The 21,867-nt window shown below is 72.2% G+C and carries 17 protein-coding genes; 4 read left to right on the forward strand and 13 right to left on the reverse strand.

Annotated elements, in window-relative coordinates; all coding sequences use genetic code 11:
• Window position 1: 1 nt before the first annotated feature.
• The 4 genes from ACFV3I_RS04295 to ACFV3I_RS04310 form a co-directional block, all read right to left on the reverse strand.
• Complete coding sequence (locus tag ACFV3I_RS04295; protein WP_136029318.1) at window positions 2–283, reverse strand: hypothetical protein; 282 nt, start codon at window positions 281–283, stop codon at window positions 2–4.
• Complete coding sequence (locus tag ACFV3I_RS04300; RefSeq protein WP_378822437.1) at window positions 283–456, reverse strand: hypothetical protein; 174 nt, start codon at window positions 454–456, stop codon at window positions 283–285. Before ACFV3I_RS04300 ends, ACFV3I_RS04295 begins: the two co-directional genes overlap by 1 nt.
• Window positions 456–2,744 (reverse strand): hypothetical protein, encoded by a 2,289-nt coding sequence (locus ACFV3I_RS04305; protein WP_136029320.1) that lies wholly within the window; start codon window positions 2,742–2,744, stop codon window positions 456–458. The genes ACFV3I_RS04300 and ACFV3I_RS04305 overlap by 1 nt, the downstream gene beginning before the upstream one ends.
• A gap of 97 nt (window positions 2,745–2,841) precedes the next feature.
• Window positions 2,842–3,831, reverse strand: a complete 990-nt coding sequence (locus ACFV3I_RS04310) for a malate dehydrogenase (protein ID WP_136037099.1) — start codon at window positions 3,829–3,831, stop codon at window positions 2,842–2,844.
• A gap of 51 nt (window positions 3,832–3,882) precedes the next feature.
• Here ACFV3I_RS04310 and ACFV3I_RS04315 point away from each other — a divergent pair, with 51 nt between their 5' ends.
• A complete protein-coding gene (locus tag ACFV3I_RS04315) occupies window positions 3,883–4,767 on the forward strand; it encodes a neutral zinc metallopeptidase (RefSeq protein ID WP_136029324.1) in 885 nt (294 codons plus the stop codon).
• Between the two features lie 68 nt (window positions 4,768–4,835).
• Complete coding sequence (pip, locus tag ACFV3I_RS04320) at window positions 4,836–5,810, forward strand: prolyl aminopeptidase (RefSeq protein ID WP_378803324.1); 975 nt, start codon at window positions 4,836–4,838, stop codon at window positions 5,808–5,810.
• Window positions 5,811–5,820: 10 nt separating this feature from the next.
• Here pip and ACFV3I_RS04325 read toward each other — a convergent pair whose 3' ends face one another.
• From ACFV3I_RS04325 to ACFV3I_RS04350, 6 genes are read right to left on the reverse strand one after another with little or no spacing between them, the layout of a single operon-like run.
• Complete coding sequence (locus ACFV3I_RS04325; RefSeq protein WP_378822438.1) at window positions 5,821–7,614, reverse strand: aldehyde dehydrogenase family protein; 1,794 nt, start codon at window positions 7,612–7,614, stop codon at window positions 5,821–5,823.
• A 26-nt stretch (window positions 7,615–7,640) separates the two neighbouring features.
• Window positions 7,641–9,032, reverse strand: a complete 1,392-nt coding sequence (locus ACFV3I_RS04330) for an MFS transporter (protein ID WP_136037102.1) — start codon at window positions 9,030–9,032, stop codon at window positions 7,641–7,643.
• A gap of 30 nt (window positions 9,033–9,062) precedes the next feature.
• Window positions 9,063–9,326 carry a glutaredoxin domain-containing protein gene (locus ACFV3I_RS04335; RefSeq protein WP_136029330.1) on the reverse strand — a complete coding sequence of 88 codons (264 nt, stop codon included), beginning with the start codon at window positions 9,324–9,326 and terminating at the stop codon, window positions 9,063–9,065.
• Window positions 9,327–9,335: 9 nt separating this feature from the next.
• Window positions 9,336–10,235, reverse strand: a complete 900-nt coding sequence (locus ACFV3I_RS04340) for an alpha/beta fold hydrolase (RefSeq protein ID WP_136037103.1) — start codon at window positions 10,233–10,235, stop codon at window positions 9,336–9,338.
• The gene (locus ACFV3I_RS04345) at window positions 10,232–11,209 is read right to left on the reverse strand and encodes a cation transporter (protein ID WP_136029334.1); all 978 of its coding nucleotides are present in this window, start codon (window positions 11,207–11,209) and stop codon (window positions 10,232–10,234) included. The genes ACFV3I_RS04340 and ACFV3I_RS04345 overlap by 4 nt, the downstream gene beginning before the upstream one ends.
• Window positions 11,206–11,709 carry a hypothetical protein gene (locus tag ACFV3I_RS04350; protein ID WP_240745425.1) on the reverse strand — a complete coding sequence of 168 codons (504 nt, stop codon included), beginning with the start codon at window positions 11,707–11,709 and terminating at the stop codon, window positions 11,206–11,208. The genes ACFV3I_RS04345 and ACFV3I_RS04350 overlap by 4 nt, the downstream gene beginning before the upstream one ends.
• A gap of 115 nt (window positions 11,710–11,824) precedes the next feature.
• Here ACFV3I_RS04350 and ACFV3I_RS04355 point away from each other — a divergent pair, with 115 nt between their 5' ends.
• A complete protein-coding gene (locus ACFV3I_RS04355) occupies window positions 11,825–12,217 on the forward strand; it encodes an SIP domain-containing protein (protein WP_136029336.1) in 393 nt (130 codons plus the stop codon).
• A gap of 56 nt (window positions 12,218–12,273) precedes the next feature.
• Here ACFV3I_RS04355 and ACFV3I_RS04360 read toward each other — a convergent pair whose 3' ends face one another.
• The 3 genes from ACFV3I_RS04360 to ACFV3I_RS04370 form a co-directional block, all read right to left on the reverse strand.
• The gene (locus ACFV3I_RS04360) at window positions 12,274–16,140 is read right to left on the reverse strand and encodes a fibrinogen-like YCDxxxxGGGW domain-containing protein (RefSeq protein ID WP_247638305.1); all 3,867 of its coding nucleotides are present in this window, start codon (window positions 16,138–16,140) and stop codon (window positions 12,274–12,276) included.
• A gap of 40 nt (window positions 16,141–16,180) precedes the next feature.
• Complete coding sequence (locus ACFV3I_RS04365; protein ID WP_136037105.1) at window positions 16,181–19,798, reverse strand: fibrinogen-like YCDxxxxGGGW domain-containing protein; 3,618 nt, start codon at window positions 19,796–19,798, stop codon at window positions 16,181–16,183.
• A 237-nt stretch (window positions 19,799–20,035) separates the two neighbouring features.
• A complete protein-coding gene (locus ACFV3I_RS04370; RefSeq protein ID WP_136029343.1) occupies window positions 20,036–20,491 on the reverse strand; it encodes an adenylyltransferase/cytidyltransferase family protein in 456 nt (151 codons plus the stop codon).
• A 167-nt stretch (window positions 20,492–20,658) separates the two neighbouring features.
• Between ACFV3I_RS04370 and ACFV3I_RS04375 the strand changes: the two genes are divergently transcribed.
• Complete coding sequence (locus ACFV3I_RS04375) at window positions 20,659–21,831, forward strand: glycosyltransferase (RefSeq protein WP_136037106.1); 1,173 nt, start codon at window positions 20,659–20,661, stop codon at window positions 21,829–21,831.
• Window positions 21,832–21,867 lie beyond the last annotated feature (36 nt).

Raw genomic sequence — 21,867 nt, forward strand, 5'->3', positions numbered from 1 at the left:
GTTACGGGGTGCCGCCGTTCGCGGCACTGGTGATCTCGGCCTCCTGCGTCTCGAACGCGGTCGCGGCATCGCGGGCGACCACGCCCGCACCCGCGGTCATGCTCTGCAGCTGCAGCAGCGTGCCCTTGGCCCACATCGCCCAGGTGTCGGCGGCCGCGGAGACGGCGGAGCTGCCGCACGCGCCGAGTGCGAGGTCCACGTCGAGGCTCATGGCCCATGCGGTGCTCTGCAGCGTGCCGCCGGTCGCGCCGACGGCTTCGGAGTCGAACTGGAGATCGGTCATCACGGCACCTTCACATCGTCGGGGGAGTAGGTCTCGGTGGGGTCGCGTCGGGGGTCGCCGGAGGGTGCCGACGGCTCCGCGGAGACGGCGCGCGGAGCGGCTGCGGCGGGCGTGCAGCCGACGAGCGCGATCCCCCCGATCAGGATGAGTGCCCAGCCGCCGGACCGCCGCATCAGGTGCCCTCCGCCCACGAGGTGTTGGCCTCGACACCGCGCTGGTAGTCGGCGAACATCTCGCGGGCGAGGTCGTCGACCTGCCCCGCCGAGAGGCCCTCGGTCATTCCCAGGTCCACGAGCATCTGCTCGATGGTCTCCATGGTCGCGATCTCGCGGCCGTTCGCCGCGTCGGCCTGAGCCTCCAGCAGCGCCTCGTGCGAGTTCGCCCACGCCGCCGTCGCCTGTCCGGAGCCCCAGTCGGAGACTCCGCCGATCACGGCGCTCTGCGCCACATCGATCACCACGCTCCCGCCGGCCACGAGGACGTCGCCCACGGCCGGGATCGGGATCAGGCCGACCACGGTGCCCACTCCGTCGATCGCGGCCTGGACCGCTTCGTCGTGACGGGTCGCCTCGCCGAGGGCGGCTCCGGCCGGGGAGCCGTCGAGCCAGCCCTGCAGCTCCACGACACGCTCCAGGGCGTCGGCCTTGAAGGCGCTGTCGGCGGGCGCCAGGTCGGCGATCGCGATGAGCGCGTCCTGGTACTGCTGCACCGACTGGGCGATGACCGCGGCACCGGCGGACGGCGTCTCCCCGTCGCTCCAGGCGGCCGTGCCGAGGAGCTGCGCGAGCTGCGCCTGCGTGACATCGGGGATCGCGCGCGGGTCGTCCGTCCCGATCAGCAGGTTCTCGAAGTACGGACGGGTTCCCGCGGCCGGGTCGCTCTCGCTGATGGCCTCGGAGAAGTAGGGCATCGCGACCGAGATGCCCTCGGCGACGCGCACCTGGCCGATGCTCGTGAGGTTCTCCGGCAGGAACGATTCGTTGCCGGTGAGCTCGCGCACGACCTGGGTGGTGAGTTCCGCCACGCGCTGCCACGTCTCGGGGTTGTACGTGTGGGTCGCATCGGCCGGGCCTCCCGCGGCCTGCTGCGCGCCGGCCCACAGAGCTCCGGGCCCTTCGAAGCCGTCGCCGGACGAGTTCGCGCTCCAGTCGCGCTCACCGAACCAGTACTCGATGCGGCCGTCGCCGAGGTCGCCGTCGCCGAACGGGTCGTTCTCGGTGGAGGTGAGCCAGTCGAGGGCCGCGTCGGGGTAGGTGCCGAGGGTCGAGAAGATGCGCCCGGCCAGATCGTCGACGCGGTTGCCGTCGAGTCCGGTCTGCTCGCCCTCCAGGAACGCCAGGGTGCGGCCGCCCGCGTTCGGGGAGAAGTCGGTCCAGCCCCCGTAGAGCATGCTGGCGGGGTCGCGCTCGATGCGATCGATCTCGTCGGCCATCGCCACCGTGAGGTTCACCCCGAGCGGGTGGTTCTTCTCGTCGGAGAACAGGAAGCCGATCGCGGCGACCGCGCCGCCCACGCTCGACGAGGCGCCGGTGAGCATGCTCTCGGCGAAGTCCTTCGACGTCGACTCCATCCAGATCTGGGATCCGGTCGACAGGCCGCCGCGGATCGACGTCGCCAGGGCGAGCGCCGTCGCACCGGCCAGGCCGTCCACCATGACGGCGTCGCCGAGGTTGTCGATCATCGAGACGGTGTTCTCGCCGCCGACCTCCAGGAAGAACTGCGACATGACGAACGTGTCGTCGCCCCACACGTCGAAGAAGTCCTGCATCGCCTGCAGGTTCTCGTCGGTGATGTCGCCCTCGGCGATCTCGTCCGCCACGTTCGCGAACGCGTCGCCGAGGTTGTCGTAGTTCAGGTCGTCGATGTCGTCGATGCCCGCGAAGCTCAGCGCCGACTGCATGGCGTCCCAGCGCGGAGAGGCCGGCGGGGCGAGGGCGGCCACCAGCGTGCTGTCGGCGGTCTCGCGCTGCGTGGCGAGGGCCTTGAGCTGGTTCGCGGCCTGCCGCATGTCGGCGAGGCCCGCGGTGGTGCCGCTCGGCACCCACAGGCCCGGCTGCAGCGTGGGGCTGGGGGCGTTGAACGTGTAGGTCGAGAGCGGGAACGGGCTCTCCTCGGCCTCGGCGGCCTTCCACGTCGCGTAGCCGTTCGCATACGCCTGGTGGGCGGCGGCGGTCGCGGCGCGGATGCGGTCGACCTCGGCGGCGTAGGCCGTGAGCGCCGACTGCACGGCCGCGAACTCGGTGGTCAGCTCGGTGCACAGGTTCTGCGGCTTGGTGAGCGAGGTCCGGAAGGCCGCACCGGCGTCACCCGCCCACACCTCGTCGGTGGTGCTCGTCGCGGCGTTCGCCAGCGCGGAGCGCACCGTCTCGGTCCCGGTGCTGCGGTTGCTCACGCGCGTCGCCGCGTCGTTCACCGCGCTCGTGACCCCGCGCCCCGGATGCAGATCGTCCCACTGTGCCATGTCGTCGCCCCTCCTCGACGGTGTCCCGTCCGCAGCAAATCTACCGGGGCGGCACGAACGCGGCGATGGGCAGAACTCCCCATGCGCCCCAGGGCCGTCAGAGCAGCCCGAGCGCCCGCACCGCCTCGCGCTCCTCCTGCAGCTCGGCGACCGAGGCGTCGATCCGGCGCCGCGCCCAGTCGCTCAGCTCCAGACCCTCGACGATCCGCCACTCGCCGTCGACCGATCGCACGGGGAACGACGACACGAGCCCCTCGGGCACGCCGTACTCGCCGTGCGACACCACCGCGGCGGAGGTCCAGTCGTCGGTGCCGCGCACCCAGTCGCGCACGTGGTCGATGGTCGCGCTCGCCGCGGAGGCCACGGAGGAGGAGCCGCGCACCTCGATGATCTCCGCACCGCGCTTCGCGACCCGCGGGATGAACGTCTGCTCCAGCCAGGTCGGCACGTCCCCGACGATCTGCGCCAGCGCCTCCTGCACCGGCTCCCCGCCGACCGTCGCGTGCGACACGTCGGGGAACTGCGTGGCCGAGTGGTTGCCCCAGATCGGCACGCGCCGGACCGTGCGCACGGGCGTGCCGAGGGTCTGTGCGAGCTGCGCCCTCGCCCGGTTCTCGTCGAGCCGGGTGAGCGCCGTGAAGCGTTCGGCCGGCACCCCGTCCGCGGCCGCCGCGGCGATCAGCGCGTTGGTGTTGGCGGGGTTGCCCACCACCGTGACCCGCACGTCCGGCGAGGCGTTCGCGGCGATGGCCGCTCCCTGCGGGCCGAAGATGCCGCCGTTCGCCGCCAGCAGGTCGCCGCGCTCCATGCCGGGGCCGCGGGGGCGCGCGCCGACGAGCAGCGCGAGGTCGCAGCCGTCGAACCCGACCGCCGCGTCGTCCGTCACCTCCACGTGCTCGAGCAGGTCGAACGCGCCGTCCTGCAGTTCGAGGGCGGCTCCCTCCGCAGCGCCGAGGCCCTGCGGGATCTCGAGGAGCCGCAGCCGCACCCGCTCGTCGGGACCCAGGAGGTCGCCCGCCGCGATGCGGAACAGCAGCGCGTAGCCGATCTGTCCGCCCGCGCCCGTGATGGTGATCGTCGTGGTCATGACCCGAGCCTACGACCGTCGGCGCGGGGGTGCGCGGAGTACCCTCGACGCATGACGTTCAATCCCGATGCCGACCTCTCCGGCAACACCACGCGCCGTCGCGGACGCACGGCTGCGATCGCCGGTGGCACCGGTATCGGCGTCCTCGGCCTGCTCGCCCTCATCGCCGGTCCGCTGCTGGGGATCGACCTGTCCGGACTCGTCGGCGGAGGGGCACCGAGCGGTGGCGGCGGTCCCGCCGAGGGGTCGGTGATCGAGAACTGCGACACGGGGGCCGACGCCAACGCCGACGTCGACTGCCGCATGGCCGGATCGCAGCTCGCGCTCGATGCGTTCTGGGAGGACCACGTCGAGGGGTACCGTGCCCCGCAGCTCATCGTCGTCGACGGCTCGACCCCCACGGCCTGCGGCACCGCGTCGAACGCCGTCGGTCCGTTCTTCTGCCCGGGCGACGAGACGGTCTACATCGACCCCACGTTCTTCCAGCTCATGCAGCAGCAGTTCGGGGCGACCGCCGGCAACCTCGCGCAGCTCTACATCGTCGGCCACGAGTGGGGCCACCACATCCAGTACATCACCGGGGTCATGGACCAGTACCCGAACAACGGCACGGGTCCCGGCAGCAACGGGGTGCGCACCGAGCTGCAGGCCGACTGCTACGCGGGGGCGTGGATCGGACAGATGTCGAAGAGCACGGATCCGAACGGGGTGCCGTACCTGCAGCCGTCGACCGAGGAGCAGCGCGTCGACGCCCTCAACGCGGCGTTCGCTGTCGGTGACGACCACATCCAGGAGCAGTCCGGCTTCGTGAACCCGGAGAGCTGGACGCACGGCTCGAGCGAGCAGCGGCAGCGCTGGTTCGCGGAGGGCTACGCCAACGGACTCGAGGCGTGCGGGCAGGTCTTCACGCTGCCCGCCGACCAGCTCGACCCGTAGATCCCGGGCGGCGGCGACCGCTCCGCTACCGTGGAGATCGCACGACTGCACGACCGGCTGGGGGGCCGATGATGACGAACACCGAGGGACTCTATCCCGCGATCGAGCCGTACGACACGGGCGAGCTGCTCGTCGGCGACGGCCACCGCGTGTACTGGGAGGTCAGCGGCAACCCCGACGGCAAGCCGGTGGTCTTCCTGCACGGCGGCCCCGGCAGTGGCACGTCGCCGTGGCAGCGCCGGTTCTTCGACCCCGACGCCTACCGCATCGTGCTGCTCGACCAGCGCGGGTGCGGACGCAGCACCCCGTCGGCCAGCGAGCCCGACGCCGATCTGCGGCACGTCACGACGGCCCACCTGATCGCCGACCTCGAGCTGCTGCGCAAGAACCTCGGCGTCCCGCGGTGGCAGGTGTTCGGGGGCTCGTGGGGCAGTGCCCTCGCCCTCGCCTACGCCCAGGCGCATCCGGAGGTGGTGACCGAGCTCGTCCTGCGCGGCATCTTCACCCTGCGCCGCGCCGAGCTCGAGTGGTTCTACGAGGGCGGGGCTGCGGCGCTCTTCCCCGACCTGTGGGAGCGGTTCATCGCCCCGATCCCGGTGCTGGAGCGCTCGCGGCTCATCGAGGCGTACCACCGGCGTCTGTTCGACCCCGACCCCGCGGTGCACGTGCCCGCCGCGATCGCGTGGTCGACCTGGGAGGCCGCGACCGTGACGCTGCGCCCCGACCCCGAGCAGATCGCGGCGATGTCGGATCCGCGCCGGGCGACCGCGTTCGCGCGCATCGAGAACCACTTCTTCGTGCACGGCGGCTGGTGGGACGAGGGACAGCTGATCGCGGGCGTCGACGCGATCCGGCACATCCCGGCCGTGATCGTGCAGGGTCGGCACGACGTCGCGACGCCCATGATGACCGCGTGGGATCTGCACCGCGCGTGGCCGGAGGCCGAGTTTGTGGTGGTCGACGATGCGGGTCACGCGGCCACGGAGCCCGGCATCAGCGCCGCGCTCCGCGCCGCGACCGACCGGTTCCGCGCGGAGGCCTGACCCCGCGGCGTCAGGCGCGCAGGGCCTTCGTCAGCGTCGCCAGCAGCCCGCCGACACCGCCGTTCGCCCGATGCCGGGTGAGGCCCTCGCTGACCTCCGCGCCCGTGCGGGCCGACACGAACCACGGCGGCTTCGGGAGGATGGTCAGCCGTCCGCCACCGTTCAGGACCGGCAGGGAGCGGGGGAACGGGCGGAACGGGCCGCGCAGCACCGAGCGCTCCACGTCGTCGAGCAGCAGCGCGTTGTGCACCACGCCGATGCCGCTGCCCACGTCGTCGATCGTGCTGCCGGGGAACGCACCCCACGTGAGGGTCGGCGTGATGAAGCCGAACGCCGTCCAGCCGTTGATCGCGATCGAGCCGTAGTGCAGCGCGGTGAGCGCCCGGTCGAACCCGCTGCCGAGCGCCTTCTCGGTCGCCGGGTCGATCAGCAGATTGGCGCCGAGCGTGCCCTGCAGCTTCTCGTTGGCGTGCGCGACCGCCGCGTCCAGGAACGCCTGTCCCGTGCCCGGCAGGCTCACCACGCCCAGCACGGGGGCGAAGTACTCGGTGTTCTCCAGCGCCGTGGCGTCGTCGTCGCCGTCGACCTCGACGAGCAGGCGGTCGCCGAGCACGAGCGCGTCGGGGTAGGCGTCCGTGGCCGTCTGCATCCGCGACGCCGAACCCGGGTACCAGGTCGGGCGTTCCGGTGCGTTGGCGTACGCGCGGCGCAGGGCGGCACGGAACGCGTCGGCGCGGTCCCAGTCCGCGGACAGGATCACGACCTGACCGGCGATGCAGTTGTGCCCGCTGTTCTGCAGCCGCATGGTGGCGATGTGCTCCGCCTGGTACGCGATGTCGGCGTCGGTCCACGGGCCGGGCACCACGATGATGGGGGAGACGCCGCCGAGCTCGGCCGTGATGGGCTTCTTCAGCAGCGGGCGGTTCTCACGCCGCCGCCGCTTCGTCGCCGCGGCGCCCTCGCCCGAGGAGGGGCCCCACACGATCGTGTCGAAGGTCGCGGCCGATCCGGTGATGTGCACGTGCGCGATCCCGGGGTGCTGCGTGAGGTAGGCGCCCGCCGCCGGGCCGCCGCGCATGATCCGCAGGAAGCCGGGCTCGATCAGCGGGGCGAGCGCGCGCTTGTACACCGGCACCAGCGGGTCCTGCGTGGGATTGACCTTGAGCAGGGCCGTGCGGTTGTGCGCCAGCAGCTCATACAGCACGTCGAGCACCGGGATCGAGGTCACGTTGCCGGCGCCGAGCACGAGCCCCACGCCGCCGGACCGCGCCGGCGTGCGCTGCGCCAGTCCCGCCCTGGCCCGCGCGGCGTTCGGCGTTGTACCCGGCCGCAGCCACACCTCGCCCGTGAAGCCCGACAGCAGGAAGCGGTCGATCCCCGTGAGCGGGAACGCGTGCACGCGAGCGCGGCCGCCCGGCGCGCGGTCGACCTTCACGCCGTCGAGCGGGTTGCGTCCATCGGCCAGGCGGGTCAGCGTGGCGATGGAGGCGTCGAGCGCGCCGAGCACGCTGTACGGACCGCTGAGCCACTCCTCGCCGCGCAGCGGGTGCCGGGCGTCGAGGCCCTTGGAGGCGGCGGCGGTGCGCGCCCAGTCCTCCGCGGTCGCGGCGACGCTCGTGCGCACCTGTCGCAGCAGCGTCGCGCGCTGGGCGATCGTGAGCGCGGCCCACAGCTGCGTCCCGGTGTGCAGCTCCTCGATCGCGGTGTCGAACCGCTCCTGCTCGCCCTCGCCCAGCGGGGGAGAGGCGGGGGCCGTCGCGGCGGTGGCGTCGGAGTCGGGCGTTGTCGTGCGCGCAGGGGTCATCGGCGTCTCCTTCGGACGGTCCCAGCTTAGGCGTCGGTGGTCTGCAGCGCCTCGATGTCCTCCCGGCGCAGCCGGTAGCGCCGGAGGGTCGCCAGGCTCGCGGCCATGAGTGCGGCGGGCAGCACGCTGAAGCTCAGCACGATGCCGGTGATCGCGGCGGGCGGCTGCACGACCGCCTCCCCGGCGACGGTCGAGACGTAGCCCGTCGCGGCCAGAGTGAGCGAGACGGCGGTGGCTCCGAGCGCGAAGCCCACCGTCTCGCCCGCGGTCCAGATGCCGGTGAACGTGCCGGCCTGTCCGGGTCGGCTCGACCGCTCGTCGTGCGAGATCACGTCGGGCAGCATCGCCATCGGCAGCGACTGCAGGCCCGCGTACGCGATGCCGGCCACGGCGACCGCGGCGTACATCCACCCGCCGGGCGACCACACCGCGGCGACGAGGGAGAGCGCGGCCAGCAGGAACAGGCAGCTGGCGATCGCGAAAGCCCGCTCCTTGCCGAGGCGCCGCGCGACCACCGTCCACGCGGGCGTCGCCAGCAGTGCCGGGCCGACCAGGGCGACGAACACGAGAGTGACCGCGTCCTCCGAGCGCAGGACCCACGTCGCCACGTACTGGGCCCCGGCCAGCATCGTGCCGGTCGCGAGCGCCTGCAGCAGGAACGTGGCGAGCAGGGCGCGGAACGGCTGACTGCGGCGCAGCGCTCGGAACCCGGACAGGTACTGCTCCCGCCACGCCGACGATGCCGCGGGGTCCCGCGGCCGTGCGGGGTCGTCGCCGGTCGCGGCGGCGGTGCGCGAGGCGATGAGCATGCCGACGCCGATCGCGAGTCCCGCCGCGACGCCCATTAGCAGATACCCGGCGACCGGGTCGGGCGCGGCCGTCCGGAGTGCGGGACCACCGGCACCGAACAGCAGGATCGCGGCCGTCAGCACCACCACGCGCCAGCCCAGCAGTCGCGTGCGCTCGTCGTAGCCGGACGTCAGCTCGGCGGGCAGCGCGACGTAGGGCACCTGGAACAGGCTGAACGCGGTCGCCGTCGCGAGGAAGGCAAGGAGCACGCAGAGCGCCCCGGCCACGGGACCCCAGGCGGGCGGCACCGCGAAGGTGAGGGCGAAGAACACCGGGAGCGTGACGGCGCCGACCACCATGAACCCTCGGCGAGAGCCGGTACGGGCGAGTTGCCGGTCGGACGCGGCACCGATCAGCGGATCGATCAGCACGTCCCACACCTTCGCGAGCGTGACGATCAGGCCGGCCGCGAGGGCGGCGACGCCGAGGTTGTCGGTGAGGAAGTAGGTCAGCACCAGGCCGGGAAGCGTCGCGTAGCCGCCGGTGCCGACGGAGCCCACGGCGTACAGCGCGATCGTGCGGGGGGACAGCCGGGTGGGGGCGCGGTCGGGTCGAGCCTCGGTGCTCATCGCGCCAGTGTAGCGGCGCGATGGGGCCGGTCAGATGAGCGAGAGCTCGCGCAGCTTCGACTCCACGTCGGCGTTCGACGGCTCGACGTGGTGGGTCGAGTCGGGGTACACCACGACGGGGATGTTGGTGCGACCGGAGATGTCCTTCGCGATGTCCGCGGCGGCGGGGTCGGCGACCAGGTCGACGTACGTGTACGCGACGCCCAGCTCGTCGAGCTGCTTCTTGGTGCGGATGCAGTCGCGGCACCAGTCGGCGCCGAACATGGTGATGGTGTCGGAGACGGGTGAGGTCATGCCTCCAGCCTACGTCCGCGCCGCGGGGGTGGCGCCGAAGAAGGCGGCCAGCGCCGCGGCGAGGGGTGCCGGGGCCTCCTCCGCCATGTGGTGGCCGCTCTCGATGCCGTGCCCGCGCACGTCGTCGGCCCAGGCCCGCCAGATGCGGACCGGGTCGCCGTAGAGGTCCTCCAGGTCGTCGCGCGTCGACCACAGCACGAGCGCGGGCATCCGCAGGCGGCGCCCCGCGGCGGCGTCCGCCTCCTCGTGCGCGCGGTCGATCGTGAGGCCGGCTCGGTAGTCCTCGAGCATCGCGCGCACGACGGACGGGTCGTGCACGGCGCGGACGAGCTCCGCATGATTCGCGGCGCCCATGGTCTCCGGATCCGCCTTGGGTGCGTACCACGCCTCCGGGTCGGCCCCGATCACGCGCTCGGGGATGTCGGGCTGCGCGAAGAAGAACCAGTGCCACCACCGCGTCGCGAAGCGGGCGTCGGCGCGCCGGAGGTGCTCCGTGAGCGGGAGGCAGTCCAGCAGCGCGACGCGTTCGACCGCCTCCGGGGAGTCGAGGGCGAGACGCAGCGCGACGTAGCTGCCCCGGTCGTGCCCCGCGAGGTGGAAGCGCTCGTGGCCGAGGTGGCGTACGACGCCGCGGACGTCCTCCGCCACCGCCCGCTTCGAGTGGGCGGAGTGGTCGGGCGTGGGCGCGGGTCCGCGCGAGCGACCGTAACCGCGCAGGTCGGGGCAGATCACGGTGAACCCCTGCTCGACCAGGAGCGGGGCCACGCGATGCCAGGTGGCGGAGGTCCGCGGGTGACCGTGCAGCAGGACGACGGGGGGCCCGGAGCCGCCGTGCCGCACGAAGACGTCGGAGGCGCCGGTGCGCACGACCTCCTCCGTGAACCCCGGGAACAGCTCGCCGTCCGTCATCGCCCGGGGTCCGCCTCGTCCGGCAGCTTCTCCACCGGGGCGATCACGACGTCCTGCACCTTCCAGTCGAGATCGGTGATGCCGGCGGCCGCGGCGGACAGGTCGTGCGTGGTGACCTTGCCCCGGCGCGGCACGACGAAGGCCTCGATGTGGAACACCTGACCCTGATCGCGCATGCGCACGGCGGCTTCGGCGACCCACGGACGACTGCGCAGATACGACACGATGTCGCCCGCGAGCGGGTGCGGGTTCTTGCTGTCGTACGTGCGGGCGCGCTGGTCCATCAGATCCACGATCGCGGTCCTGGTGTTGCGGAAGCCGTCCCAGATGATGCCGAGCGAGATGAACAGGGCGGCAGCGCCGTCCAGCCACCAGATGCCGATGCCCACCCCCAGCACGCCGACGATCGAGGCGACCGTCGTCTGCCAGTCGGCCTTCGCCATGTCGGCGTCGGCGTAGAGCAGCTTGTTGTGCAGCACGGGTGCCAGCTTCGACTTCGCCGGTCCGTAGAAGAACACGGGTCCGACGATCACGACGACCATGACCGCGACCATCAGCCAGCCCAGCCAGATGGTCTGCCCGAACAGCTGCACCGTGCCGATGGTGGGGTGCTCGCCGGAGATGAGGCCCGTGACCGCCTCGATGGCCAGGTTGAGGCCCACGGCGAGGAGGGCGACACCCGCGACGAGGTGACCGACGCCCATCGCCCTGTGCAGCCCGTACGGGTGCTTCCGCGTGGGGCGGCGGCGCACGAAGAGCAGCGCGGTGAGGAACGCCACCTGCGGGATGAGGGAGAGCATGTCCTCGATCCACGCGGTGCGCATGGCCTGCGACTCGCCCACCACGAGGGCGATCACGGCGATCGTCACCGAGGTGTAGACGATCGTGAAGACCTCCCACCGCACCGCCTTCCGGATCGCGCGCTGCTGCTCGTCCGGGAGGGTCGTCCGTCCGAACTGCCCGGTCGTCGTCATGGCGACCCCACCTTCCGGTCGAGGTACGACTCGAGCGACGAGAGGAAGGCGTTCTCCCCGAGCGGCACGAGCATCACGAGCTCGCGGTCGCCGGCGCCGTCGATGCCGGGGTAGCCGCGCGTGACTCCTGCTTTGTCGATCCACGGGGTGTCCGGGGTGATGGCGCCGGCGATGAGGTCGAGGTCGCCCTGCTCGAGCATGCGCACGAGGGTCTCCTCCGACGCGACGGTCCAGGTCGTCTCGGCGTCGAGGTGCGCCGCGAAGCCGTCGACGAGGTCGACGACGGGTCCTCGTGGTTCGTCGCCGGACAACTCGACGAGGTCTCCGTCGGGGGAGGTCCCGACGCGCAGCTCGCCGCCCGTCACGGCGTTCAACGTGCCGTCGGGGTCGCTGGGCACCGTGATCCCGCAGCCCGACAGCAGTGCCGCGATCAGCAGCCCGGCGACGGCCGCGGCGGTACGCCCGGCGCGGGCGGGTCGATCCGAGGAACTCCTACTCACGGCCCTCAGCCTCGCGGGGTCCACGACGGCCGACAACACTGTTGACGGCGATGGCTGTGCGCGCTAGCCCGGTGGGGTCTTGATAGGTAAGGGTATCCTTACCTATGGTGGTCTCATGAGCAGCGCGTGCGAGCACCGGGACGACCCCGACTGGGACGACCTCGTGGGGGTGGTGCTCGTGGCCGGCGATGCGGCGGACGCGGGCGTCATCGCCGGGATCGCGGCGCGGCTGCCGGGGGACGCGCAGGGCGTCATCCTGCTGGAGGCCGCCGCTCATCTTCCGCGCCGGCACATCGATGCCCCCGCCGGTGTCTCCGTGCGCTGGCTCGTCCGCGACGAGGGGATCAGGGCTCATGCGCGCGGCGAGCGGCTGGCGAGTGCCGTGCATGCGTGGTGCGTCGAGTGGACCTGCACGGAGCCGCCCGAGCACTGGACGGTCTGGCTCGGTCCGCACACCCCGCCGCACGTGGCCCGGATGGCACGCAGCCTGCTCGGCGTCGCGAACTGAGCAGACGAGGGCGCCCTCCCCGATCGGATCGGGAAGGACGCCCTCTGGTCGTGACCTCAGCCGCGCGGCATGGTCAGCCCGAGATCGAAGCTCAGGTCCGGGGAGAGATGGAAGTTGGCGTGCACCGATGCCGCGAGCACGTTCTCTCCCTTCGCGAGGAGCTTCGCCGGAACGGTGAAGGTGACGCGGTGGGCCGCCGCGGTCGTCGCCCGGGGCGCCGCCGTGGCGTACGTCTCCGCGGTGATCGCGCCGTCGGGAAGATTGCTCCGCCCGAGCTCGACCCCGTTCAGGTAGAGCACGACCCCGTCGTCCGCGACCACCGTGACCGAACCGTCGTGCACCGCCGCCGGGTCGTCCACGGTGAAGGTGTGCCGGAACTGGGCGCTCAGCGGTGCGGTGTCACCGCCCGCGCCGAGGTCGGTGGTCGCGGAGGTCACGCCCCGGGCGAACAGCGCCTCACCCGTGCTCCAGTCCGAGTCGTCGAACCCGACGGCGTTCCAGTCGGCCGGGAGCGCCTCGGTCGAGGAGCGCCACGACCAGGTGGAGCCCTCGGCGACGGTCACCGCGTCGGCCGCCGGATCGGCGTCGGGAGCGGCGTCCTGATCGGGATCGGCCTTCTGGTCGCCGCCCGCGTCGGGATCCGGAACAGGGTCGGGGGCCGTCGCGGTCGTCGTGGCGGTGACGGCGGTGACCGGTGAGGCTTCGCCGTCCGCGCCGACCGCCGTCACACCGTACTCGTACGCCGTCGAGGCCGCGAGGTCCGTCTCCGTGAACGCCGTCTCCGGCGCGGCGACGGTTCCGACCTGGTTCCCAGCCCGCGTGATCACATACGACGCGGCCGTGTTCGCGCTCGCCGGCGCCGTCCACGACAGTGTCGCCGAATCCGCGGTGGCGGTGGCCGTGAGGTCGGTCACGGGGCCCGGCGCGGTGGAGCGCCGTGCCGTGAAGGCGAGGTCGAAGCCGAGGTCCGGTGTCGCCCGGTAGTTGGCGTGGACCGATGCCGCGAGCACGTTGGTGCCGTCGACGAGGGCGCCCGCCGGTACCGAGAACACGGACCTCGCTCCCGACGCGGTCTTCTGCGAGACCACCGCGGTCGCCGTCGTGTTCTGCGTCGGGGTGCCGTCCGGCATCCGCACGCGCCCCAGCTCCTTCCCGTTCAGGTAGAGGATCACGCCGTCGTTCGCGATGACCGAGACGGTGCCGTCGACCACCGAGGCGGCGTCCTGCACCGCGAAGCTCTTCCGGAACTGCGCGCTCACCGGCTTCGTCGCGGCGTCGGACGGATCGAGGTCGGTGGTGGCGCCGCTGATGCCGCGGCCGAACAGTGCCCGGCCGACCGTCCAGTCCGCGTCGTCGAAGTCGGCCTCCGACCAGGTCGACGGGAGCGGGTCCGTGGATGACCGCCACGACCACGTGTCGCCGTTGCCGATCAGGGTCAGCGCCGACGCCGGAGCGGGTTCGACCGTGAACGCGGCCGTGCTGGCCGACCGGTTGCCCACCGCGTCGCGCGCCCGCACGAACCAGTTCGTCGGCTCGGCGGTGACGGGTGCCGTATAGGTCGCGGCCGTGGTGGTCGCCACGACGCGGTTGCCGCGCAGCACCTCGTACACGAGCCCGCCACCGGCGTCCGTGGAGCCGCCCCACGTGAGCACCTGCTGATCCCCGCTCGCCGTGGGCGTCGCGGAGATCGGACCGGGTGTCGTCGGCGCGGTGCTGTCGCGGGGGGCGAAGCGGATGAAGCCGCCCGACCACTGGTTCACGCCACCCGCCCGCATCGAGTCGGTCAGGTCGCCGCCGACCCACAGCGTTCCGGTGCTGTCGAAGAACGAGCCCCACACGCCCTGCCCCGCACGCGAACGGACCACGGGGGACCAGTCGGGGATGTAGTGTCCGGTCGCCGCGTCCCAGGCTCCGGCGAGGTTGATCTTGTCGACCTCTGTCCAGGGTTCCGTGATCTCCCGCTTGAGGTACTTGTCCTGGTAGACCTCGTCGCCGCAGTGGCAGCCCGCGATGACCACCGACCCGTTGTCGTCGACGGTCTGCATGTCGCCGCCCTCGTGCGCGATCGAGCCGCCGACCAGCCGGAAAGTGGAGCGGTCGTAGGAGAACAGCGAGTGCTGCGAGCCGCCGAGATACACGCGGTCGCCGACCTCGGTCACCCCGTTCTGCCAGATGTAGCCCTGATAGTTGCCGTTCGCGTCGATGGTCGCCTCGCTGAACGTCGGCACCCACAGCGGCGACACCAGCGGAGCGCCGGCCACGGTCTGCAGCGCGACGGCGCTCGGCGTCGACGTCGTCTGCTTCCGCGTGAAGTAGCCGGAGAAGTACGTCCGGTCACCGCGATCCGAGGCGTCTACCGCGATGGCCGTGCCGTTCAGGTTCGCGTTCCAGTTCGTGTCCGGGGTGCTGGTGGACAGGAGGATGCGACCACCGTTCCAGGCGCTCGCGCTCTTTCCCGAGCCCACGGCCGTGAGATGCGTCATGGCTCCGGCGACGTAGAGGTAGCCGTTCTTCACGTCCAGGTCGTGTACCGAGGGCACGGCACCGACGGCGCGGCTCTGCACGGCCACCTGCGGCCCGGAGAGCCGGCCGGTCGCCGGGTCGAGGAACGCGAGGCCGACCTGAGGGGTGCCGTCGACCTGGGTGAACTGGCCGCCGATGGCCACGCGTCCGTCCGGCAGTGCGGCGATCGCCTTGACCTGTCCGTTGAGCTGCGGCCGGAACGTCGACACCCACTGTCCGCTGTTCACGTCGAAGCCCGCGAGGTACGGCTGCTCGACCCGTCCGGCGCCGTCTCGTGACTGCTGCACATACCGGAAGTTCCCTCCGGCGAACACGGTGTTCCCGACCTGGCCGAACTCCGCGACTTCGACGTTGAGCTCCCCGTCCTTGCCGTTGGCGAGGCCGGAGACACCCCACACGGTGCGCTGGGCGTTGCTGTCGGGGATCGAACGCAGCGTCGAGGCGGCCGTGCCCGTGGCGGGCACGGTACCGAAGTCGAGATCGGCGAGCTTCAGCTGCGGCCGTACGAACATCTGCGCGAAGGGGATCGCGAAGCCGGCGCCCGCCGGGGCCCACAGGTACGACGTCGGGGTGTCCTGCCCGGTGATCTCGGCGCCGTACGACCAGCCCATCAGGTACCGGTGCGACTGCCGCTGGGCGAAGTAGGAGCCGTTCCATCCCGTGTCGTGCCCGAAGCCCGACTGTGAGGGGCCGCCCCAGCCGACGGCACCCGTCCAGCCGCCGGTGCCGGTGAAGCCGCCGATGATCCAGTCCTTGATCGGGTTGCCGCCGGCCATGGTCCAGTTCCAGCGGTCGCGGCGCGCGAGGCTGAAGCGAACCTCCTGCCACCGGCTGCCGTCGACGGCCGATGCGCGGTGCACGCGGATGCTGTCCGGAGGGAGCTGGTCGGGACGGGCGCCGTCGAGGAGCCCGTCGACGGTCTTGGCCGGCAGCTGTGCCGGCGCGAAAGCGGCCGTCCCCGAGGGTGTCGTGGTGATCTGCTCGGGCGTTCCCACGCCGTTGTAGTTCTCCTTCCACCCCTCGCGTCCGCGGCCGATCATGACCCAGCCTCCGCCGAGGGTGGTCTGGTCGCAGTAGAACTGCTGCGGGTCCACGAGCGTGGGCGTGACCAACCAGTACACCCCGTCCGCCGACCCGGGGTTGTTCTGCTTGATCTCCCAGCAGGAGGCGGCCGCGGTCTCCGGGGTGAGCCCGTCCGGTGCGCTGGCGCCCGCCACCGGAGCGTTCTCGGTCGGCGCGTTCTCGGTCGCCGCGTTCTCGACGGGCGCGTTCGCGTCGAGCGCGTTCTCGGTCGCTGAGGCGCCGAGTGGCGCCAGGAGCGAGCCCGCCAGGACCGCGACCGTCGCGATCCCCACGAGGGCGCCCGCGCGGGCGGAGCCCCTCTGCGTGCTTCTGGTCATTGTTGTTCCTTCCTGATGGGGGGCGGGGTGCGGCGTGAGGTCAGCCGCGAGCCATGGTCATGGCGAGGTCGAAGCTCAGATCCGGCGTGGTGCGGTAGTTCGCGTGCACCGAGGCGGCGAGCACGTTCGTGCCCTTCACCAGCAGGCGGGCGGGAACGACGAACGAGACGCGGCGTGCCGAGGCGCCCCGAGCAGCCGCCGACGCCGAGGCGAACGTGTTCTGGCCGATCGCGCCGCCCGGCATGCGCGCCCGGCCGAGCTCGACGCCGTTGAGATACACGACCACGCCGTCGTCGGCGATCACCGTGACCGTGCCGTCTCGCACGGTGGCGGGGTGGGTGACGGTGAACTCGTGGCGGAACTGGGCGCTGATCGGCGAGGGCGACTGATGGCCGGGATCGATGTCGGTCGCGACGCGCGCACCCCGGCCGAGCAGCGCCGCGCCCGTCGCCCAGCCGGAGGCGTCGAAGCCGAGCGTGTTCCATCCGGCGGGGAGGGCGGCGTTCGTGTACCGCCATGACCACGCGGAACCGTTCGCGATCGCGATGGGCGCGTCCGCCGTGGTGCTGGCCTGAAGGGTCGCCGCGGTCGAGGCCTGTCCGTCGGCCGCGACAGCGACCACGGTGTAGCGGTGTCCCGCCGAGGCGGCGAGGTCTCCGTCGGAGAACGCGACGGTCGGCGCGGCGACGATGCCCACCTGCTTCCCGTCACGGCGGATGACGTACGACGCCGGGGCCGTGCCCCCGGCCGGGGCGCGCCACGTGAGGGCGATCGTGTCGGCGGTGCTCGTCGCGGACAGGCCGGTGACGGGCTGCGGTGGGGCAGCGCGCTCGCCGATGAGGGCCAGGTCGAATCCGAGGGCGGGCCGTGCACGGTCGGCGGTGTGCACCGAGACGGCGAGCACGTTCGTGCCCTCGCTCAGGGCGTCCGCGGGGATCGGGATCACGACCCTTCCCCCGGCCGCCTCGGGCGGTGAGACGGCCTGCGTCGCGAGTGTGTCCGCGGTGACCTGTCCGTCCGGCATGCGGATGCGTCCGAGTTCGGTGCCGTTGAGTGTGAGCACGGCGCCGTCGTCGGCGATCACGGAGACGCGTGCGTTCGTGACGGTGGCAGCGTTCTGCACCTCGAACGACTTGCGGAACTGCGCGCTCAGCGGTCGCCCGCCCCCACGGCTGAGCGTGGTGGCTGCACCCCGCACCCCGGCGCCGAACAGTCCGGACCCGGTGTGCCAGGAGGAGTCGTCGAAGCCCGGCGTCGTCCAGTCGGAGGGAGGGGCGGTCGCCGAGGAGCGCCACGCCCAGGTGTCGCGGTCGCCGATGAACGTGAGGTCGGCCGGGGAGGGGGGCTGCACGACGAAGGCCGCGGTGCCCGCCGATCGGTTGCCCGCGGTGTCACGCGCTCTGACCTGGTACGCGGTGGGGTCGGCGGTGATCGGCACGGTGTAGGTCGATGCCGTGGTGGTGGCGACCACACGGTCCCCGCGCAGCACCTCGTAGACGACGTCCGTGGTGTCGGTCGACGCGCCCCAGGTGAGCACGGCCTGCTCGCCGCCCGCGACCGGGGTGGAGGTGATCGGCCCCGGTGTGGTGGGCGGCGTGCTGTCCCCCGGGGCGAACCGGGCGAAGCCACCCGACCACTGCGTCGATCCGCCGGCGCGGACCGAGCGGTCGAGGTCACCGCCGACCCACAGCGCTCCCGCGCTGTCGACGAAGCTGCGCTGCACGCCGAGGTGACCCGCGAAGCCGAGCCGCGGCGCCCAGTCGGGGAGGAAGACGCCGGTGGCCCCATCCCAGGCGCCCAGGCCGTCGAGGCGATCGACCTGGAGCGCCCTCGCCCGCATCTTGCGTGTCTTCCGCTTCAGCGTCTCACCCTGGTACTGGTAGGTGTAGCGCCCGCACGCGCAGCCGCCGATCACCACCGTTCCGGCGGCGAGGATGCTCCGGATGTCGGAGCCGCCCGAGGCCGTCGACCCGGTGAGCACGCGAAAGGTGGCGTGGTCGTATGCGGCGATCGAGCGGCGCGTGGAGCCGAGGTAGACGCGCCCGCCCGTCTCCACCACGGCGCGTGCAGGGACTCCGGTCGCGCTGAACGCCGGTGCCCATAGGGGAGACACCGGAGCGGCACCCGGCGCGGTCGTCAGTGCAGCCGCGCTCCGGGTCGGGGTGGTGCGCGTCGCCGTGAAGTACCCGGCGACGTACGCGCGGTCGCCGAGGTCGGACGCGTCGACCGCCAGCGCGGTGCCGTTCAGATCGGGGTTCCACTCCGGGTCGGGGAGGCCGGTGGCGAGGTCGATCCGTCCGCCGTTGTGCGCGGGCGTCGCGGCGTCGGCGTCCGCGGCGGACAGGTGGGTGAACGACCCTGCGAGGTAGAGCTCGTCGCCGTGCACGTCGAGGCCGAGCACCGCCGGTGTGCGCGCGGTCTCGCGCTGCTCCACCGTCACCTGGGGGCCGGCCAGGCGGCCGGTGCTCGGGTCGAGCAGGGCGAGCCCCGGTTGCGGCGCGCCGTCGACGGTCGTGAACCGGCCGCCGATCGCCAGGCGACCGTCGGGCAGGGTGGTCATGGCGGTCACCTCGCCGTCCAGGTCCGGTCGGAATCGCGGGAGCCATTCGCCCGTCGTCACATCGAAGGCCGCGAGGTACGGCTGCTCCGCACGACCGATCCCCGACTCGGTGCGCTGCACGTACCGGAAGTCGCCGCCGACGAACACGCTCGCGCCCGCCTGCCCGAAGGCGCGCACGGCGGCACTCCGGTCCTCGTCCTCCGCCGACTGGGCCACACCCCACTGCGTCTTCATCGCGGTGCTGCGGGGGAGGGCGCGCACGGCTGCGGCGGGCGTGCCGGTGACGGGTGCCGTCGGGAACGAGAGATCGGACAGCCGGAGCTTCGGGCGGACGAAGACCTGCGCGAACGGGATCGCGTAGCCCTCGCCCGCCGGAGCCCACAGGTACGACGAGCTGTCGCCGGTTCCGGTCACCGTGCGGCCGTACGCCCACCCCGCCTTCTTCTTGTGCGTCGAGCGGCGGACGAACGACGAGACATGCCACCCGTCACCCTCCCCGAAGGTCCGGGTGCTCCCACCGGTGCCGCTCGTGCCGTCGAACACCCAGTCGCGCACGGGGTTGGCGCCGCCCAGCGCCCAGGTCCAGCGGTCGCGCTGCTGGATGCGGAAGCGCACCTCCTGACCGTAGGTCCCGTCGATCGAGGAGGCGCGGTGCACCCGCACGCCGTCTGCGAGCTTGTCGACCCGGCCCCCGTCGAGGAGGCCGTCCACGGTCTTCGCCGGAAGCTGGATCGGGGTGAAGGCGCCGGGGCCGTCCGGCGTCTCGGCGAGCTGCGTCGGTGCGCCCTGCCCGGCGTAGTCCTCGCTCCACCCCTCGCGGCCACGCCCGATCATCACCCATCCGCCGCCGTACTCCTCCTGAGCGCAGTAGAACTGCTGCGGAGCGACGAGCGTCGGCGTGACCAGCCAGTAGACGCCGTCGTCCGAATCGGGGTCGTTCTGCTTGATCTCCCAGCACGATGCGGCGGCGGTCTCGGCGGTGCGTCCGTCGGGAGCTGCGCTCCCGGTCCCGGCGGCGCGCGCGGAGGGCGCCGACAGGGGTGCGAGCAGAGAGCCGACCAGCGTGGCCGCGGCGGCCAGCGCCACCAGCGTGCGCACAGATCTGTTCCCCCACCGAATCGCGTCGGTTCGCATCGTGTCCTTCCGGAGTGATCCGCGGCGGAGCGCGGGCTCGGCGTCGCTCCCGGTGGGGGTCCCGGGTCGGACGGCGCCTAGGTCGCTGCGTCCGAGCATGCCGCCGGCACGCTCGGAGTCCTGCGCACTCCTCGGTTCATGGCACGAGTGGCGCGCTTCGGGGGCGGACGCCGGTGTCCGCCCCCGAAGGGTCGCGTCGCGTCAGCGCGTGGACGCCGTAGCGGCGCCGGCCGCGTTGGCGGTGATGGCGTCGAGCGCACGACGGAGCGCGGAGCTCGACGTGTGCGCGGTGTACGGGAAGTAGACGACCTCGACGCCGACCTCGGCGAACTCGCGCTCGAGGCGCAGGCCCTTGTCGGTGCCTCGCCAGTCGTCGCCCTTGAAGAAGTGCGTGAACTGCACGTCTCTCCAGGAGTCCATCTTCGAGGGCGTGGTCTCGATGTAGACGTCGTCCACGAACGAGATGTGCTTGACGATCTCTGCGCGCTCGGCGGTCGGGATGACCGGCTCGATGCCCTTGACCTGCCGCAGCATCTCGTCGCTCACGACGCCCGCGATCAGGATGTCGCAGTGCTGCTTGGCATGCCGGAGCAGATTCAGATGCCCCACATGGAAAAGGTCGAATGCTCCGACGGCATAGCCGATACGCGTCCCCATGATCTCCCCAGATCACTAAATCCCCAGTTAAGCGGATCCCCACCCACTTAATGCGACTCCCACAGCCGCGCTGCCAGAGTCTATCAGACGCGGGTTTCCCCGCCCATAGGTCGGCGTGAAACGATGGAGCGCGCAGGCGCGGTGCCTGCCGAGCGAAGGGGACTCGAGTGGGGCCAGCCGTCACGGTCATCGTGCCGACGTTCAACGAGCGCGACAACGTCGCCGAGCTCGTGGCGCGCACGGCGGCGGCGCTTGCCGGGCGGCAGGCGGAGATCCTGTTCGTGGACGACAGCTCGGACGACACCGTCGCAGAGGTCGAACGCGTGGCCGTCGACGCGCCGCTCCCGGTGCGGGTGATCCATCGCGCCGAGAACACCGGCGGGCTCGGCGGTGCCGTCGTGCTCGGGTTGCACGCCGCAGCCGCTGACCTCTGCATCGTGATGGATGGCGACCTCCAGCACCCGCCCGAGCTGCTGCCCGCGCTCCTCGACCGGCACGCCGAGGGCGGGGCGGACGTGGTCGCGGCATCGCGCTACATCGGCGGCGGCGACACCAGCGGCCTCGGCACGGCGCTGCGCTTCGGGGTGTCCCGCGCGGCCACGTGGCTGACCAGGGCCATGTTCCCCATCCGGCTGGCCCGCAGCACCGACCCCATGACGGGCTTCTTCCTCGTGGACCGGTCGCGCCTCGACCTCGACGGCTTGAAGCCGCAGGGGTTCAAGATCCTGCTGGAGATCCTGGCGCGCAACGACCTGCGCATCGCCGAAGTGCCGATGGAGTTCGCCGAGCGGCGGCACGGGACGTCGAAGGCGAGTATCCGCCAGGGCGCCACGTTCATCGCCCATCTCGCTCGGCTGCGCTTCGGGAAGATGTCGCTCTTCGCGCTGATCGGCGTCATCGGGGCCGTGGCGAACCTCGGCATCATGTGGGCGCTGACGGCCGCGGGCGTGCCGTACGTCTGGGCGGCGATCATCGGCGCCGAGGTCACCATCATCGGCAACTTCCTCTTGCAGGAGCGCTTCGTGTTCGCCGACATGCGCACGGACGCCCGAGCGCTCGGCATCCGCTTCGCGAGCTCCTTCGCGTTCAACAACGTCGAGGCGGCGCTGCGCATCCCCGTCATGGCGCTCATGGTCGAGACCTGGCACATCTCCAGCGTGCTGGCCACGGCCCTGTCGCTGATCGTGGCGTTCTTCGCGCGCTTCCTCTTCCATTCGCTCGTCGTGTACGCGCCGCAGCGTCGCCGTCGTGGCGAGAGCGCGGAGCCCGAGACCGACACCGCGGCGCAGCGCGTGATCCGCGCGATCGACGTCGAGGTGATGAAACCGGGCGAGCTCTGAGGCCGGCGCTCTACCATGGACCTGACCGGCAGGGGG

This window comes from Microbacterium sp. NPDC059771 (assembly GCF_042732495.1).
Classification (GTDB): Bacteria; Actinomycetota; Actinomycetes; order Actinomycetales; family Microbacteriaceae; genus Microbacterium; species Microbacterium sufflavum.